General features: G+C 69.3%; 13 protein-coding genes. 5 read left to right on the top strand and 8 right to left on the bottom strand.

Translation table 11 applies throughout. The annotated features are described in order from the left end of the window. The first annotated feature begins 16 nt into the window (after window positions 1-16). Complete coding sequence (locus tag J3S20_RS16120) at window positions 17-1,300, top strand: ABC transporter substrate-binding protein (RefSeq protein WP_216837506.1); 1,284 nt, start codon at window positions 17-19, stop codon at window positions 1,298-1,300. Further along, window positions 1,300-2,748 (top strand): aldo/keto reductase, encoded by a 1,449-nt coding sequence (locus J3S20_RS16115; RefSeq protein WP_216837505.1) that lies wholly within the window; start codon window positions 1,300-1,302, stop codon window positions 2,746-2,748. Before J3S20_RS16120 ends, J3S20_RS16115 begins: the two co-directional genes overlap by 1 nt. Here the strand turns inward: J3S20_RS16115 and J3S20_RS16110 are convergent. Continuing rightward, on the bottom strand, window positions 2,745-4,307 hold the full coding sequence (locus tag J3S20_RS16110) for an ABC transporter substrate-binding protein (RefSeq protein WP_246602869.1): 1,563 nt from the start codon (window positions 4,305-4,307) through the stop codon (window positions 2,745-2,747). The two genes, J3S20_RS16115 and J3S20_RS16110, sit on opposite strands and share 4 nt — an antisense overlap. Before the next feature lie 94 nt (window positions 4,308-4,401). Here J3S20_RS16110 and J3S20_RS16105 point away from each other — a divergent pair, with 94 nt between their 5' ends. The 3 genes from J3S20_RS16105 to J3S20_RS16095 are packed head-to-tail and all read left to right on the top strand — an operon-like array spanning window position 4,402 to window position 8,113. After that, window positions 4,402-5,784, top strand: coding sequence for an amidohydrolase family protein (locus tag J3S20_RS16105; protein ID WP_216837503.1), 1,383 nt, complete (start codon window positions 4,402-4,404; stop codon window positions 5,782-5,784). Between the two features lie 10 nt (window positions 5,785-5,794). Further along, window positions 5,795-7,096: an NtaA/DmoA family FMN-dependent monooxygenase gene (locus J3S20_RS16100; protein ID WP_246602867.1), complete on the top strand. Its 1,302-nt coding sequence runs from the start codon at window positions 5,795-5,797 to the stop codon at window positions 7,094-7,096. A 12-nt stretch (window positions 7,097-7,108) separates the two neighbouring features. Continuing rightward, on the top strand, window positions 7,109-8,113 hold the full coding sequence (locus J3S20_RS16095; RefSeq protein ID WP_216837501.1) for an aldo/keto reductase: 1,005 nt from the start codon (window positions 7,109-7,111) through the stop codon (window positions 8,111-8,113). A gap of 4 nt (window positions 8,114-8,117) precedes the next feature. Here the strand turns inward: J3S20_RS16095 and J3S20_RS16090 are convergent, their stop codons facing one another. The 7 genes from J3S20_RS16090 to J3S20_RS16060 form a co-directional block, all read right to left on the bottom strand. After that, window positions 8,118-9,224 carry an ABC transporter ATP-binding protein gene (locus J3S20_RS16090; protein ID WP_216837500.1) on the bottom strand — a complete coding sequence of 369 codons (1,107 nt, stop codon included), beginning with the start codon at window positions 9,222-9,224 and terminating at the stop codon, window positions 8,118-8,120. Between the two features lie 61 nt (window positions 9,225-9,285). Then, a complete protein-coding gene (locus J3S20_RS16085) occupies window positions 9,286-10,011 on the bottom strand; it encodes a class II aldolase/adducin family protein (protein WP_216837499.1) in 726 nt (241 codons plus the stop codon). Next, complete coding sequence (locus J3S20_RS16080; protein WP_216837498.1) at window positions 10,004-10,993, bottom strand: ABC transporter ATP-binding protein; 990 nt, start codon at window positions 10,991-10,993, stop codon at window positions 10,004-10,006. The genes J3S20_RS16085 and J3S20_RS16080 overlap by 8 nt, the downstream gene beginning before the upstream one ends. Next, complete coding sequence (locus tag J3S20_RS16075; protein ID WP_216837497.1) at window positions 10,990-11,961, bottom strand: ABC transporter ATP-binding protein; 972 nt, start codon at window positions 11,959-11,961, stop codon at window positions 10,990-10,992. The genes J3S20_RS16080 and J3S20_RS16075 overlap by 4 nt, the downstream gene beginning before the upstream one ends. Continuing rightward, window positions 11,958-12,833, bottom strand: coding sequence for an ABC transporter permease (locus tag J3S20_RS16070; RefSeq protein WP_216837496.1), 876 nt, complete (start codon window positions 12,831-12,833; stop codon window positions 11,958-11,960). The genes J3S20_RS16075 and J3S20_RS16070 overlap by 4 nt, the downstream gene beginning before the upstream one ends. Further along, window positions 12,830-13,840, bottom strand: coding sequence for an ABC transporter permease (locus tag J3S20_RS16065; RefSeq protein WP_216837495.1), 1,011 nt, complete (start codon window positions 13,838-13,840; stop codon window positions 12,830-12,832). Before J3S20_RS16065 ends, J3S20_RS16070 begins: the two co-directional genes overlap by 4 nt. Beyond that, window positions 13,840-15,423: an ABC transporter substrate-binding protein gene (locus tag J3S20_RS16060; RefSeq protein ID WP_216837494.1), complete on the bottom strand. Its 1,584-nt coding sequence runs from the start codon at window positions 15,421-15,423 to the stop codon at window positions 13,840-13,842. The genes J3S20_RS16065 and J3S20_RS16060 overlap by 1 nt, the downstream gene beginning before the upstream one ends. Window positions 15,424-15,426 lie beyond the last annotated feature (3 nt).

Genomic DNA, 15,426 nt, shown 5'->3' with positions numbered 1-15,426 from the left:
AATGGGAGATTCGGGAATGACCCTCCGCCGCGTGGCGCTCGCCGCCCTTGCCGCCGCCGCCTGGGGGGGCACGCCCGCCGCGGCGCAGGCCCCCGCCTGCACCCACAATGTCGGCATGGTCGTCTCGCTCACCGGCCCGGCCGGGCGGTTCGGCCAGGCGGCGGCGAAATCCGTCGAGCTCGCCTTCAACGAATTGAACGCGGCCGCCGGCGCGCAGGGCATCGCCGGCTGCCGGCTGGCCTTCGACCTGCGCGATGCGCAATCCCAGGGCAGCGTGGCGGTGGACCAGGCGCGGCAGCTTGTGGATCTGCGGCGCGTGCCGGCCATCCTCGGCGGCATCATCAGCAGCGTCTCCATCCCCATCGTCACCAGCGTGACGGGGCCGGCCGGCGTGGTGCAGATCTCGCCCGCCTCCTCCTCGCCCACGCTGACGCGCATGGCGGTGGAGGGGCAGACGCGCGGCTGGTTCTTCCGCACCATCACCTCGGACGCGCTGCAGGGCACGGCGGCGGCGCGCTACGCGATGGACCAGGGGCTGCGGCGGCTGGCCATCATCCATGTGAACAACGATTTCGGCGTGAACATGGTGAACGAGTTCCGCCGCGCCTATGTAGCGCTCGGCGGCACCATCGTCTCCGCCACGCCCTACAACCAGGGCCAGGCGAGCTACGCGCCGGAGGTTACCAATGCGCTGCGCGGCGATCCGCCGGCGCTGTACCTGGTAAGCTATCCCGGCGATGGCACCACCATCGCCCGCACCTGGATCCAGCAGGGCGGCCCCGCGACCTTCCTGCTGAATGACGGCATGAACAGCGCCGACTTCATCCGCGATGTCGGGCCGCGCTTCCTGAACAATGCTTTCGGTACCTCCTCCGGCACCGTCACCACGCCCTCCACCGAGTATTTTTCCCGCGCCTATCCCGCCATGTCGGGCGGCTTCGGCGCGGGCGCGCCGGCGGCGGACCGCGCCTTCGATGCGGCGGCGATCCTGGGGCTGGCCATCGCCAAGGCGGGCAGCTTCGAGGCCGCGGCGATCCGTGATGCGATCCGCGCCGTGACCGCGCCCGGCGGCACCGAGATTCATGCGGGGCCAGAAGGCTTCGCACGGGGCCTCGCCGAGCTGCGCGCCGGGCGCGCCATCCGCTATGTCGGCGTGATCGGCGCTGTGGAATTCGACGCGAACGGCGATATCACTGGCCCCTTCCGCAAGTGGCGCATCCAGAACGGCGAGATCGTCACCGTCGGCCAGATGACGGTGGACGAAGTGCAGGCCGTGCAACGCCAGCTGCCGCCGCGCTGATGCCGCACCGTCCACGCCCGCCCCGCGTGCTGCTGGCCCCGGGGCTGGAGGCCAGCCGCATCGTCACCGGCCTGTGGCAGGTGGCGGACCAGGAACGCGACGGCCGCGTGCTGGACCACGCCGCCGCGGCCGCCGCCATGGCGGACTATGCCGAAGCGGGCTTCGACAGTTTCGACATGGCCGACCACTACGGCGGCGCCGAGCAGATCTTCTCGCGGTTCCGCGACGCCGACGGCACCGGCCAGGTTTTCACGAAATGGGTGCCGACGCCGGGGCCGATGACGCGGGAGGTGGTGCGCGAGGGTGTCGGCCGTTCGATGGAACGGCTGGGCTGCGTGCCCGACCTCATGCAGTTCCACTGGTGGTCCTTCCGCCACCCCGCCTGGCTCGATGCGCTGCGCGAGCTGGCGGCGATGCGGGCGGAAGGCGCGCTGCGCCATATCGGCGTGACGAACTTTGATACCGACCATCTGCGCGTCGCCGTCAAGCAGGGCATTCCGGTCATCACCAACCAGCTCTCCTTCTCGCTGCTCGACAGGCGGGCGGCGGGGGCGATGAGCGCCTTCTGCCTCGCCCATGGCGTGAAGCTGCTGGCCTATGGCACGCTCGGCGGCGGCTTCCTCTCGGAGCGCTGGCTGGGGCGCGAGGAATCCGCCGGGATCAGCGACTGGTCCAAGATGAAGTATCGCCGCTTCATCGAGGCACTGGGCGGCTGGGATGCCTTCCAGCATCTGCTGCGCGCAGTGGCGGAGATTGCGCGCAAGCATGGCGTTTCCATCAGCAATGTCGCGACGCGATGGGTGCTGGAGCAGCCCGCGGTCGGCGCCGTGATTTTGGGCGCGCGGCTGACGGAGGCGGAGCACCGCGCGGACAATCTGCGCCTGTTCGGCTTCGCGCTGGATGCGGAGGATCACGCGCGGCTCGACCAGGTCTTCGCGACGCTGCGGCCGATCCCCGGCGATTGCGGCGACGAATACCGCAAGCCGCCCTTCCTGACCGCCTCCGGCGATCTCAGCCACCACCTGGACAGCCTGCCCAAGGCCTTCATGGCCACGGAATTCCGCCCGGGGCGAAGCCGCGTCGACAGCGGCAGCGTGTGGGAGACGAATTGCGGCTATAGCCGCGCCGTCCGCGTCGGCGACCGGATCCTGGTCAGCGGCACCACCGCGACGCATACCGATGGCAGTGTGGTCTGCCCCGGCGATGCGGCGGGGCAGGCGGTCTATATCCTCGACAAGATCGCCGCGGCGATCGAGGCGCTGGGCGGTGCGATGGAGGATGTGGTGCAGACCCGCATCTGGCTGCGCGACGCGCAGGACTGGGAAGGCGTGGGCCGCGTGCATGGCCGGGTTTTCGCGGAAGCGCGCCCGGCCAATACGCTGGTGGAAGTGGCCCGTCTGGTCGGCCCCTATCTCGTGGAGATCGAGGCCGAGGCCGTGGTGGGTTAGTTCGCCGGCTTCATCGACATGGCATAGGTCTCCTCGTCATTGCGCGCGATCACCTCGATGTTGCGGCGAGAGGCCCAGATATTCACCTGGTGGTGCAGCGGGATGATGGCGTGGTCGGCCATGGCGATGCGCGTCGCCTGGCGGTACAGCTCCTCGCGCTGCGCCACGTCGATGGTGGTCAGCGCGCGTTCCAGCAGCGCGTCGAATTCCGGATTGGAATAGAGCGAGCGGTTGGAAGTGCCGCGGCCGCGCTCGCGGTTGGGGGTCGCGATCAGGCCGACCATGGGGCTGTCGGGCTCGCCCGTGCCAGTGCCCCAGCCGGACAGGCCGATGGGGAACTCATTGCGAGCGGAGCGGCTGAAATAGACGTTTGACGGCATGGCCTGCACATCCGCCCGCACGCCGATGCGCGCCCACATCTGCGCCACCGCCTGGATGATCTGCTCGTCGTTCACGTAGCGGTTGTTGGGGCCGGCCAGCAGCGCGCGGAAGCCGTTGGGGTAGCCGGCTTCCAGCAGCAGTTGCTGCGCGCGGGCCGGGTCGTAGGGGGCGGGCTTCAGCGTCGGGTCGTGGCCCATCACGCCTTCCGCGAGGAACTGGCCGGAGGGGGAGGCGAAGCCACCCATCACGCGGCTGACGATGGCATCGCGGTTGATGGCGATGGACAGCGCCTGGCGCACGCGGTTGTCGCGCAGCGGGCTGCGCTCCAGCCTTTCGCCATTGGGACCGGAAAGGCCCGGCGGATCGTCGCGCTCATGGTCGAGATAGAGGTAGATGTTGCGCAGCGCGGCGCGGCTGGCGATGCGGATATTGCTGTCGCTGCGCAGCGTCGGCACGTCGCGCGTGGAGACGGCGTCGATAGCCTGCACGTCGCCGGCGCGCAGCGCCGCGATGCGGGAGGCGTCGTTGGCGATGATGCGGTAGTTCACCCGCGCCCAGGGCTGCGCCGGGCCCCACCAGTTCGGGTTGCGCTCCATCACCGCCTCCGTCCCCGGATTGTAGGAGACCAGGCGATAGGGGCCGGTGCCGATGGCGGCGCGGCCATTGTTGAAATCCGCGGTGTCGATATCCGTGCCGAATTGCGCGCTGATGATGGAGATGCCGCTCATCCAGTTCGGCACCAGCGGGTTGGGCGCCGCGGTGTGCATGCGGATGGTATGCGCATCCACCACCTCCAGCCGCTGCACCTGGCGGGTGTAGATGGTGAAGCTGCCCGGGCTGTTGCGCACATTCGGCACGCGCGCGAAGGTCGAGACGATATCCTCGGCCGTGAAGGGCTTGCCGTCATGCCAGGTGACGCCCTGCCGCAGCTTGAATTCCCAGACGGTTGGGCTGATCGAGGTCCAGCTTTCCGCCAGGCCCGGGCGCAGGCGGAAATCCTCGTCCGTGCCGACCAGCCGGTCGAAGATGTGCTTGTTCAGCGCATTGTTGGGCGTCAGCGTGTGGTAGTGCGGATCCATCGAGGTGAAGGCACCGCCGACGCCGATGCTCAGCGTCTGCGCCATTCCGCCCGAGGCGGCGAAGGCCAGGAAGGTGGCGGCCAGCAGGGTCTTGCGCATGGTTCTCTCCCCGGACATGCTCGTCGGGCTGCATGGTATTGTCCGTACAATGCGGCCGCAACCGCCTTGTCACCGGCCCGGGGGAAAGTCTTCGATGGATTTGCTCGTCACCGATGCAGTCATCGTCACCCAGGATGCAGACCGCACCATTCTCGACCGCGGCGCGATCGCCATCCGCGGTGACCGCATTGCCGATATCGGACCGACGGCGCAGGTCGAGGCCGCGCATCCGGACCTGCCGCGCATGGCGGGGCGCGGCAAGGCGGTGCTTCCAGGCTTCGTCAATGCGCATACGCATACGATCCTGACCGTGCTGCGCGCGACGGTGGAGGATTGGTCGGGCAATGCCGTCTACGGCTATATGTCGCCCGTCTCCTACACCATGACGCCGCATGAGCGCGCGGTGATGGGCATGCTCGGCATCGTCGAGGGCATCCGCTCCGGCACAACCACCTTCGTCGACCCCTTCCGGCATGTGCCGGACTACGCCGATGCCATGGCCTCGCTGCGCGTGCGGCTGGTGCTCAGCGAGAACTGCGCGGACGTCAACACGCTGAAGATCCGCCACGGCGACTGGTCGCAGGACCCGGCCTTCGGCGAGGGGTTTCTCGAGCGCACGCGCGCCGGCATCGAACGCTTCCACAACACGTATGAGGGACGGCTGCAGATCCAGATCGCGGCGCATGCGACGGACAACTGCACGCCGGACTATCTGGAGAAGCTGACCGACCTAGCGCGCCAGCACGGCATGCCGCGCACCATCCACCTGGCGCAGTCGGTGGAAGAGATCCGCGTGATCCGAGAGAAGTACGGCTGCACGCCCGCCGAATACATCGCCCGCCACGGCTGGGCGGAACCCGATGTGGTCGGCGCGCATTGGACCTATCTGACCGAGCACGACATCGCGCTGCTGAGTGAGCGCGGCATGCAGATGGTGCATTGCCCGGCCAATGGGTCCCGCCGCGGCCCGCATCCGGTGCTGGCGAAATCCATCCGCCGCGCCGGGATCAACATCTGCTTCGGCACCGACAACATGACGGAGGACATGTTCCACGCCATGAAGATCGGCCTGATCGTGCATCGCGGCGCCGAGAACCAGCAGGGCACCGATCCGCAGCCGGAAGACATCTTCGACAGTTGCAACCGCAACGGCGCACGCAGCATCGGGCGGCAGGACGACATCGGCAGCCTGGAGATCGGCAAGAAGGCCGACCTCACCTTCCTCAACCTGAACACGCCGGCGCTGCGGCCGGTGACGAACCTGATCGGCAATATCGTGCATTACGGCCACCCCGGCACGGTGGAATCGGTGATGGTGGATGGTGAATTCGTGCTGCGGGACGGCAAGGTGCTGGTGACGGATGAGATGGCCCTGCTGGAGGAAGCGCAGGCGGTGACCAAGGCGGTCTGGGCGCGGATGCTGGCAAACAACCCGGACCTGCCGCCGCCGCGCAAGCTGAACTGGATGGATGTGTGAGGCCGCGCCTATGAAGAAGATGCACCTGGTCGCCTATATGAAGACCGGGCCAAGTGCCAGCTATCCCGGCAGCTGGCGCCACCCCACCGCGACGCTGCACGACCTGTTCGAACCCTCGCGCTACGAGCACATCGCCCGCGTGCTGGAAGCCGCCTGCTTCGACGCCTGCTTCTTCGCCGATGGGCTCGGCCTGCCCGACAACTACAAGAACCACTTCGCCGATTACGCCGGGCGCGGCGGGCAGACCAGCATGCTGGACCCGATGGTGGTGCTGCCGTTGATGGCGCGGGTCACCAAGCATCTCGGCCTCGGCGCCACACTGTCCACCACCTTCCACAATCCCTACAACCTGGCCCGCGCGCTGGGCTCGCTCGACCTGCTCAGCAAGGGCCGCGTCGCCTGGAACGTGGTGACCACGGCGCGGGAGTTCGAGGCGCAGAATTGCGGCCCCGAATCCCTGCCGCCGAAGGAAACGCGCTACGACCGTGCGGATGAGATCCTGGAGGCCTGCTGCGCGCTCTGGGATGGCTGGGATGCGGATGCGCTGGTGCTGGACAAGGCCAGCGGCGTCTTCGCCGATGCGACGAAGATCCGTTACGCCAACTACGTCGGCCAGCACGTCTCCTCACGCGGCCCGCTTTCCATCCCGCGCAGCCCGCAGGGGCGGCCGGTCATCATGCAGGCGGGATCGTCGGAGCGCGGGCGTCGCTTCGCGGCGCGCTGGGCGGAGATGATCTTCTGCTCGCCCGCCACGAAGCAGGCGGCCATCGCCTATCGCAGCGACATCCGCGCGCGCATGGAAGCCATCGGTCGCAACCCCGATGAATGCGCCGTGCTGCCCACGCTGCAACTGGTGATCGGGGAGACGGAGGCGATTGCGAAGGAAAAGGCGGAGCTCTATGCCTCCCTCGCCGATCCGGAGCTGGTGCTGGCCGCCAGCTCCTGGGCCGTCGCCGCCGATCTCAGCCTGCTGGAGACGCCGGAGGCGATCGAGGGCCAGGGCGGCAACCAGGGTGTGCAGGGCCATCGCGACCGCATGATGCAGGTGGCCAAGGCCAAGGGCATCAGCTTTGCGGAAGCGGTGCGCCGCCCGCGCGACCTGACGGCCGGCACGCCGGCGATGATCGCCGATATCATGGAGGACTGGTTCCGCTCCGGCGCCTGCGACGGCTTCATCCTGCCGCCGACCACCTGGCCCACGAGCTTCGAGGAATTCGGCACCATGGTGGTGCCGGAGTTGCAGCGCCGCGGCCTGTTCCGCACCGCCTATGCCGGGTCTACACTACGGGAGAATTTGCATAATCCCGGGTGAGGACAACGCCAGATGAAGTATCGCAACCTGGGCCGCAGCGGCCTGCGCGTTTCACCGCTCTGCCTCGGCGCCATGATGTTCGGCGGCGCGACGGATGAGCCGACCAGCCGCCGCATCATCGACACGGCGCGCAGCCAGGGCATCAACTTCATCGACACGGCGAATGGCTACAATGCCGGCGCGTCGGAGGAGGTGGTGGGCCGCGCCATCGCCGCCGATCGCGCCTGGTGGGTGCTGGCCACGAAGCTGGCCAATCCGGTGACGCCCGGCCCGAATGGCGGCGGCCTGTCGCGACTGCACATCATGCTGGCGGTCGAGGCCTCGCTGAAGCGGCTCGGCACCGACTGCATCGATATCCTCTACTGGCACAAGGAGGATCACGCGACGCCGCTGGCGGAGGCCGTGAACGCAATGGCCGACCTGGTGCGGGCCGGAAAAATCCGGCACTTCGGCGTCTCGAACCACCGCGCCTGGCGCGTGGCGGAAATCTGCCGGCTCTGCGACCTGGCGGGCATCGACCGGCCGGTGGTCAGCCAGCCGCTCTACAATGCGCTGAACCGGATGGTGGAGGTGGAGCACATCCCCGCCTGCGCGCATCTCGGCCTCGGTGTCTTCCCCTATTCCCCGCTGGCGCGCGGCGTGCTGACCGGCAAGTACAAGCCGGATGCGCCGCCGCCCGAAGGCACGCGCGCCGCGCGGCAGGACAAGCGCATGATGGAGACGGAGTGGCGCCCGGAAAGCCTGCGCATCGCCGCCGAACTGGCCGCGCGCGCGGCGGAGCGCGGCATCTCGGCGGGACAATTCGCGCTGGCCTGGGTGCTGCACAATCGCCTGGTCACCGGCGCCGTGGTCGGCCCGCGGACGGAGGCGCATTGGGCCGACTATATGGGCGCGCTGGACTACGCCTTCACGGCGGAGGATGAGGCGCTGGTGGATGGGCTGGTCGCGGCCGGCCATCCCTCCACACCCGGCTACAACGATCCGCAATATCCGCTGGAAGGCCGCGTGCCGCGCTGAGGCGTCACTCCGGCAGGGGGAAGACCAGCAGCCGGTCTGCCGGGATGGCGGCCAGCAGCACTTCCTCCATCGCCGGCGCGGCATCGACATGCGCATCGGCCAGCAGGCGGAGATGGCCGGCCTGCAGCGTCAGGCGCTGCACCGGGCCGCGGAATTCCTGCTGCAGCACGCGCGCGGCGAAATGCCCTTCCATCGCCGACGCGGCGGGGCCGAGCACGATATCCTCCGGCCGCATGAAAGCCTGCACCGGCGTGCCGTAGATTAGGCCGCGCGCCGCCAGGCTCGGCAGCGCCAGGCCGCCGGCGCGCAGCGTGCCGGGCGGCGCATCCACCGTCGCGGCGAAAAGGCTGCCATGGCCGATGAATCCGGCGACGAAGGCGGTGGCGGGATGGCGATAAATCGCCTCCGGCGTGCCGAGCTGCGCGACGCGCCCCTGGTCCAGCACCAGGATACGATCGGCCAGCAGCAGCGCCTCTGCCTGGTCCTGGGTCGCCAGCACCATCGTGCTGCCGAGGCGACGCTGCATCGCCCGCAGTTCCTGCCGCAGCGCCGCCCGCAGCGCGGGGCTTTGGGCCGAAAGCGGTTCGTCCAGCAGCAGCAGCTCCGGCTCCGGCGCCACGGCGCGGGCGAGGGTCAGGCGCTGGCGCTCCCCGCCGGACAGGCGCGCCACGGGCAGCGTGGCCTGCGACGTCAGCGCGAAAAGCTGCAGCAACTCCGCCACGCGCTGCGCCCGCCGCGGCCGCGGCCAGAGCCGGCCGCGCAGCACCTGGCCGAGGACTTCGGCCGTGGTCAGGCGGCTGGCGGCGGCGGCGTCGAGCATCACCGAAATCTGCGGATCGGGCGCCGTGATCTCCCGCCCCTGCAGCAGGATGCGGCCGCTGCTCGGTGGATCGAGGCCGGCGATGGCGCGCAGCAGCGTGGACTTGCCGCTGCCGGAGGGGCCGAGCAGGCCAAGCACCTCGCCGGGCGCGAGGCGCAGGCTGACGCGCTCCAGCAGCCTTCGCCCGCCGCTGTCCTTCGTCACCTGGTCCAGCAGAAGCTGCGCCGGAAGCGGGGTTTCCGGCGAGATGAGGGGCGCCGTGCTGCGCGTGGCGGGCGGCGATGCGGGCATGTCGCGCGTCACATGACGCGGCGGGGCGGTGCCGTCATGTGAAGCTTTGATGTCGGGGCCGCTACAGCTTCGCCAGCTCCTCCGCCAGCCAGGGGCGGGCGGCCAGGACGCGGTGCAGATAGTGGTTCCAGCGCAGTGCCAGCACCTTGTCGGATAGCAGGAAGCGCTTCGCCTCCGCCGCCGTCGCCCCCTCCACCCGGCGCAGCGGGCGGCCACAGGCGGCGGCCATGGCGCCGAGCTGGATGCGGCAGGCCTCGTCCAGCATGATGGCGCAGTGCACCGCCTCTCGCACATTGCGGCCGACCACCAGCGTGCCGTGATTGGCCAGCAGCAGGGCGCGGCGCGGGCCGAGGGCGGCGGCGAGCTGGCGGCCGGTCTCCTCCGTGTCGATGATGCCCTCGTATTCGGTGTGCGTCGCGCAATCGCCCGCGAACATCAGGGCGGATTGGAACAGGGGCAGCAGATCGCTGCCCGTGGCGGTCAGCATCACCGCGCTCGGGCTGTGGGTGTGGATGACGCAGCCGATATCGGGCCGCGCGGCATAGAGGCCGGTGTGGATGACCAGCGAGGGGTTGATGCGGCCGGGGCCCGAGAGCACGCGTAGCGCCATGTCGGCCTGGTGAAGGTCGGCCGCGCGCACTTCCTCGAATCCCTGGCCATAGCCGTGGCACCAGAAGCTGTCGCCGCCAGGCACGCGGGCGGTGAGGTGGCCGGCGATGCCGGCATTCTGCCCTTGGCTGTCGAGGATGTGGAAGGCGGCGAGAACCTCCTGCTTCAGCTCATCCATCGGCGACCTCCGGGATGCGATTGGCGCCTTCGGCGATGCGCAGGCAGGCGGCCTGGTGCGCCGTGTCGCCGTGGACAGCGCGCAGTTCCGGCGCCGTGGCGCGGCAGTCCGGCACGGCCACGGGGCAGCGGCTGGCAAAGTGGCAGCCGGGCGGCAGGGCGATGGGGGAGGGGATCTCGCCTTCCAGCACATGCCGCCGCAGCACCGCCTCGGGGTCCGCCGGCAGATGCGCGGAGATCAGCGCCTGGGAATAGGGATGCGCGGGATCGGCGAAGACCTTGGCCGCCGGCGCATATTCCACGACGCCGCCGAGATAGAGCACCATGATGCGGTCGCTGATCAGCTTCACCGTGCCGAGGTCGTGGCTGATGAACATCATCGCCACGCCCGTTTCCGCCTTCAGCTCCGCCAGCAATTCCAGGATGCCGGCGCGCACCGAGAGGTCGAGCGAGCTGGTCGGTTCGTCCAGCACGATCAGTTTTGGCTGCGTGGCGATGGCGCGGGCGATGCAGACGCGCTGCAGCTGGCCGCCCGAGAGCTCGGAGGGGTAGCGCGTCAGCAGCTCCGTGGTCAGGCGCACGCGGCGGGCCAGTTGCTCCGCGCGGTCGCGGCGTTCGCTGCGCGAGAGTTTTGTGTGCAGCAGCAGCGGCTCCGCGATCAGCTCGCCGATGCGAATGCGCGGGTTCAGCGCGCTCCAGGGGTCCTGGAACACCATCTGCATCTCGGCGCGCAGCGGGCGGCAGGCAGATTCGGGCAGGGTGGTGATGTCGCGGCCCTGGAAGCGGATGCGGCCGGCGGTCGGCTTCAACAGGCGGATGACGGCGCGGCCGATGGTGGATTTTCCGGAGCCGCTTTCGCCGACCACGCCCAGCGTCTCGCCGGGATTGATGCTGAAGGAGACGCCATTCACCGCATGCACGGTGCGGCCGCCCTGCGCCGGGAAATGCTTTTGCAGGTTCTCGACCTGGAGAATGGGCGTCATGCGGCCACCCGATGGCAGCGCGCGATATGGCCGGCGCCGAGCGCGACATCCGGCGGCGTCTGCGCGCAGTCCGGCCCGGCCTGCGGGCAGCGGTCGCGATAGGCGCAGCCCTCCGGCAGGCGGAACAGGTTCGGTGGCGGGCCACCCACCGTGCGCGGCCCGCCGAGGCGCAGGCGTTCCGGGGTCGCGCCAATCAGGTTCGCCGTGTAGGGATGGGAAGGCTGACCAAAGACCTCGCGCACGGGGCCGCTCTCCACGATGGCGCCGGCATACATCACCGCCATCTCGTCGCAGTAATGCGCGACCACGCCGAGGTCGTGGGTGATGATCATCGCGCCGATCCCCGTCCGCCGCACCAGGTCGCGCAGCAGGTCCAGGATCTGCGCCTGCACCGTCACATCAAGGCCCGTGGTCGGCTCGTCCGCGATCAGCAGGCGCGGTGCGTTCATCAAAGCGAGCGCGATCAGCACGCGCTGCGCCATGCCGCCCGAGAGCTCATACGGCCACGCGGCCATGCGGCGCGCCGGGTCCGGGATGCCGAGCGAGGCCAGCATCTCCACCGCGCGGTCCCGCGCCGCGGCCTCGCTCACCTTGCGATGCGCGCGATGGATGCGGATGAGTTGGTCGCCGATGCGGGTCAGCGGGTCCAGCGAGGATTTCGGGCTCTGCACCACCAGGGAGATGTCGCGGCCGCGCAGGGCGTTCACCTGTGCCTCGGGCATCGCCAGCAGGTCCTGGCCCTCGAACAGCGCACGCCCGCCCACGACGCGCGCCGGCGGGCGCAGCAGCCCCATGAGCGATGTGGCGGTCAGCGACTTGCCCGCGCCGGTCTCCCCCACCAGGCCCAGGATACGGCCGGCCTCCAGCGTGAAGGACACGCCGTTCAGCGCGCGCGCGACGCGGATCTGGTTGTCCAGGTCGCGCGAGATGAAGTGGGTGTGCAGGTCTTCGACCGAAAGCAATGTCACCGCGTGGCCGCCTTCCGGCGCGGGTCGAGCATGTCCTGCATTCCATCGCCCAGCATGTTCAGCCCCAGCACCATCAGGATCAGCGCGATGCCCGGGAAGACACCGACCCACCATTGGCCGGTGACGAGATACTCCGCGCCCTGGCGGATCATCGCCCCCCATTCCGGCGTGGGCGGCTGGATGCCGACGCCAAGGAAGGCGAGCGTCGCGGAGATGCGCACCGCCCAGGCCGCGCGCACCGCGGTCTGCGCCATGGCGCCCTGGATGGCATTGGGCAGGATATGCACGAAGAGGATGCGCCAGGTGGGATTGCCGGCGGCGACGGCGGATTCCACGAAGGTGGAGCCGCGCAGCGCGATCACTTCCGCTCGGACTACGCGTGCAAAAACCGGGCTGTCGAGAAAGCCGATCACCAGCACCACGTTCAGCAGCGAGGGGCCGGCGGCAGCGACCACGGCCAGCGCCAGGATGATGGAGGGGAAGACGCGCAGCGCATCGAAGCCGCGCATCATGATCTCGTCCGGCCAGCCGCCGCGATAGCCGGTGTAGAGGCCAAGCGGGACGCCAGCGAGCAGCCCCACCAGCACGGCCGGGATGGCGATGCCAAAGGCCCAGCCGGCGCCGGCGATGACGCGGGACAGCACATCCATCCCATTGCCATCCGTACCGAAGGGATGCGCCCCGCCCGGCGGCGCCAGCACGTTGCGCGGCTGCGCCTGGATCGGGTCGAAGGGCGCGATCCAGGGTGCCAGGATCGCGACCAGCGCAAACACCAGCAGGATGGTGGCGCCGATCGCCAGCGTCGGGCTCCGCCGCGTGATGCCCGCGATGCGCAGGGCCCAGCGCGGGGTGGGGGCGACGGTCGTGCTCATGGTGCCGCCCCCGCGCGCGGCTCGGTCAGCATGACGAAGACATCCACCGCGAGGAAGACGAGCACGGAGAATAGCGCCAGCACCAGCACATAGCCCTGCACCACGGCGAAATCCCCGGCGATGATCGCGGACAGGCCGTATTGCCCAAGCCCGCCCCAGGCGAAGACATATTCGATGAGCGAGGTGGTGCCGACCAGGCCGGTGATCTCTGTGCCGATGAAGGTGACGACCGGCGTGGCGCTGTTGCGCAGTGCCATGGCGCGGATCTGCCCATGCGGCAGGCCCTGGGCGCGGGCATACCGGATATAGTCGGAGGCCAGCACCTCCAGCGCGATGGCCCGCGTCTGCTTGATGATCGGCGCGGCGGAGATGATGGCGACACACAGCACCGGCAGCACCAGCTGGCTGAAGGCGGAGCCCGCCGCCTCCCAATCCGCGGCCAGCAGCCCATCGATCAGGTAGCTGCCGGTGATGCGATCCGGTGGCGTCAGGAACAGGTCGATGCGGCCCATCCCCGGCGGCGCCCAGCCGAGCAGGTAGAAGAAGACGAACAGCATGATCAGGCCGAGCCAGTAGGTCGGCACGGAAAAGCCCAGCAGGGACAGGAAGCGCGTGACCTGGTCGAAGCTGCCATCCGGTCGGAAGGCGGCGCGCAGCCCGGCGGGAATGCCGAGGCCGGCGCCGATCAGCACGCCCCAGAACATCAGCTCGATCGTCGCCGGCGCACGGTCCAGGATCTCGGCCAGCACGGGGCGGTTGCTCAGCCAGCTCTGGCCGAGATCGCCCTGCAGCACCTTGCCGAAATAGACGCCGAACTGCACCCAGATGGGCTGGTCGAGCGCGAGCGAGGCGCGGACCAGCGCGATTTCCTCCGTCGTCGCGGTGGGGCCGGCGAGCAGCCCCACCGGGTCGCTGCCGCTGAGCCGCACCAGCAGGAAGGTGAACAGCAGGATCACTGCCAGCAGCGGCACCACCAGCGCGATGCGCCGGGCGAGCAGCCCGGACATCAGCCCACCTTCAGGTCGTACCAGCGTTCATGATCGTCCGGATGCGGGCACCAGCCAGAGATATTGGGCGCCATCGCCTCCCAGACGCTCGGGTAGACGGTGGCGATCCAGGGCGCCTCCTCCATCCACAGCGCCTGGGCCTGGCGCATCAGCTCGTTCCGCCGCGGCACGTCGAGGCTGGTGCGCGCCTCGTCGATCAAGGCGTCCATGCGCGGATCGGCGAAGCGGGCGCGGTTGGACACGCCCTGGGAATGCGCCAGCAGGTAGGTGGTATAGACCGGGTCCAGCACGATGGGCCCGTCCTCGAAGGCGAAGAAGGGCATGTCCTGCCGCGCCGGGGCGCCGCGTGCGCGCATGTCGCTGTCGCTGATCCGCACGGCGCGCGCCTTCACGCCGATGGATTGCAGCTGCGAGGCCACCTGGATGGACAGCGCCTCCTCCCAGTTGAAGATCTGGCTGTAGAGGATCTCTACATCCTGGTTGAAGTCGAAATTCGCCTGCGCCAGCAGCGCCTTCGCCCGGTCCGGGTTGTGGTCGTATTTGAAGGCGCTGGGGTCGTAGCTGGCGACGATGGGCGGGATGATGGAGCGTGCCTGCTCGGCCAGGCCGAAGAACACGCCCTGGATCAGCGCCTGCTTGTCCACCGCATAGTTGAAGGCCTGCCGCACCAGCTTGTTGTCGAAGGGCGGGAAGCGCAGGTTCATGCGCAGCGAGGAGATGGTGCGGCCGAAGCTGTCCTGCGTCTTCACGCGGCGATCGGCGCGCAGCTCCGCCACCTGCTGCAGCAGCGGCCTGTGGATCCACTGCACCTGGCCGCTGCGCAGCAGGGTGATGCGGGACGCCGCGGAGGGCACGGCGCGGAAGATCACCCGGTTGAAATGCGGCTGTTCGCGGAAATAGCTCGGATTGGCGACGAAGACCGCCTGCTCGCCCGAACGCACCGATTCGAGGTGATAGGCGCCGAAGCCCGCCGTATTGGTCTCCATCCACTTTAGCCCCCAGGGGTCCTCGGCGGTGGCGTGCTTCTTCACCTCGGTGCTGTCGTAGATGCCGGGCACATAGAGCGTCAGCGCGGAGAGCAGGATCAGGCTGGGGGCGGAGAGGGTGAACTCCACCTCGTAGCGCGACTTCGCCTTCACGGCGGTGACGTTGGAGACGCTGGCGATGAAATTGCCGGTGCGGCGCTGCGCGAAGGATTTGGCCCAGCTCCACTCCACATCCGTGGCCGTCAGCTCGTTGCCGTAGAAGCTTTTCACGCCTTGCCGCAGCTTGAAGACCCAGCTCTTGCCGTCCGGCGAATTGGTCCAGCTTTCCGCCAGATGGCCCTCGATGACGTCGGGGTTGAGGTAGGGGCGGCCGTCGCGCTCCGTGCGGCCGTAGCGGGTCAGGCCCTCATAGACCTGCACCACCGTCTCCTGCGTGCCGGGCCGCAGCGCATCGCCGTCGAAGCCCTCCGGTGCGCCGGGGGCGGCCAGCAGCAGGGTGCGGCCGCCGCGCTGCGCCAGCACGGCGGGTGCGCCGAGCGATGATCCGGCCGCGAGTGCCGCGGTGCCCAGCAGAAGGTCGCGCCGTTCGATGCTCATGGA

The organism is Falsiroseomonas tokyonensis, assembly GCF_019024325.1.
GTDB classification, from domain to species: Bacteria; Pseudomonadota; Alphaproteobacteria; order Acetobacterales; family Acetobacteraceae; genus Falsiroseomonas; species Falsiroseomonas tokyonensis.
This window is presented reverse-complemented; position numbering and strand designations above follow the sequence as displayed.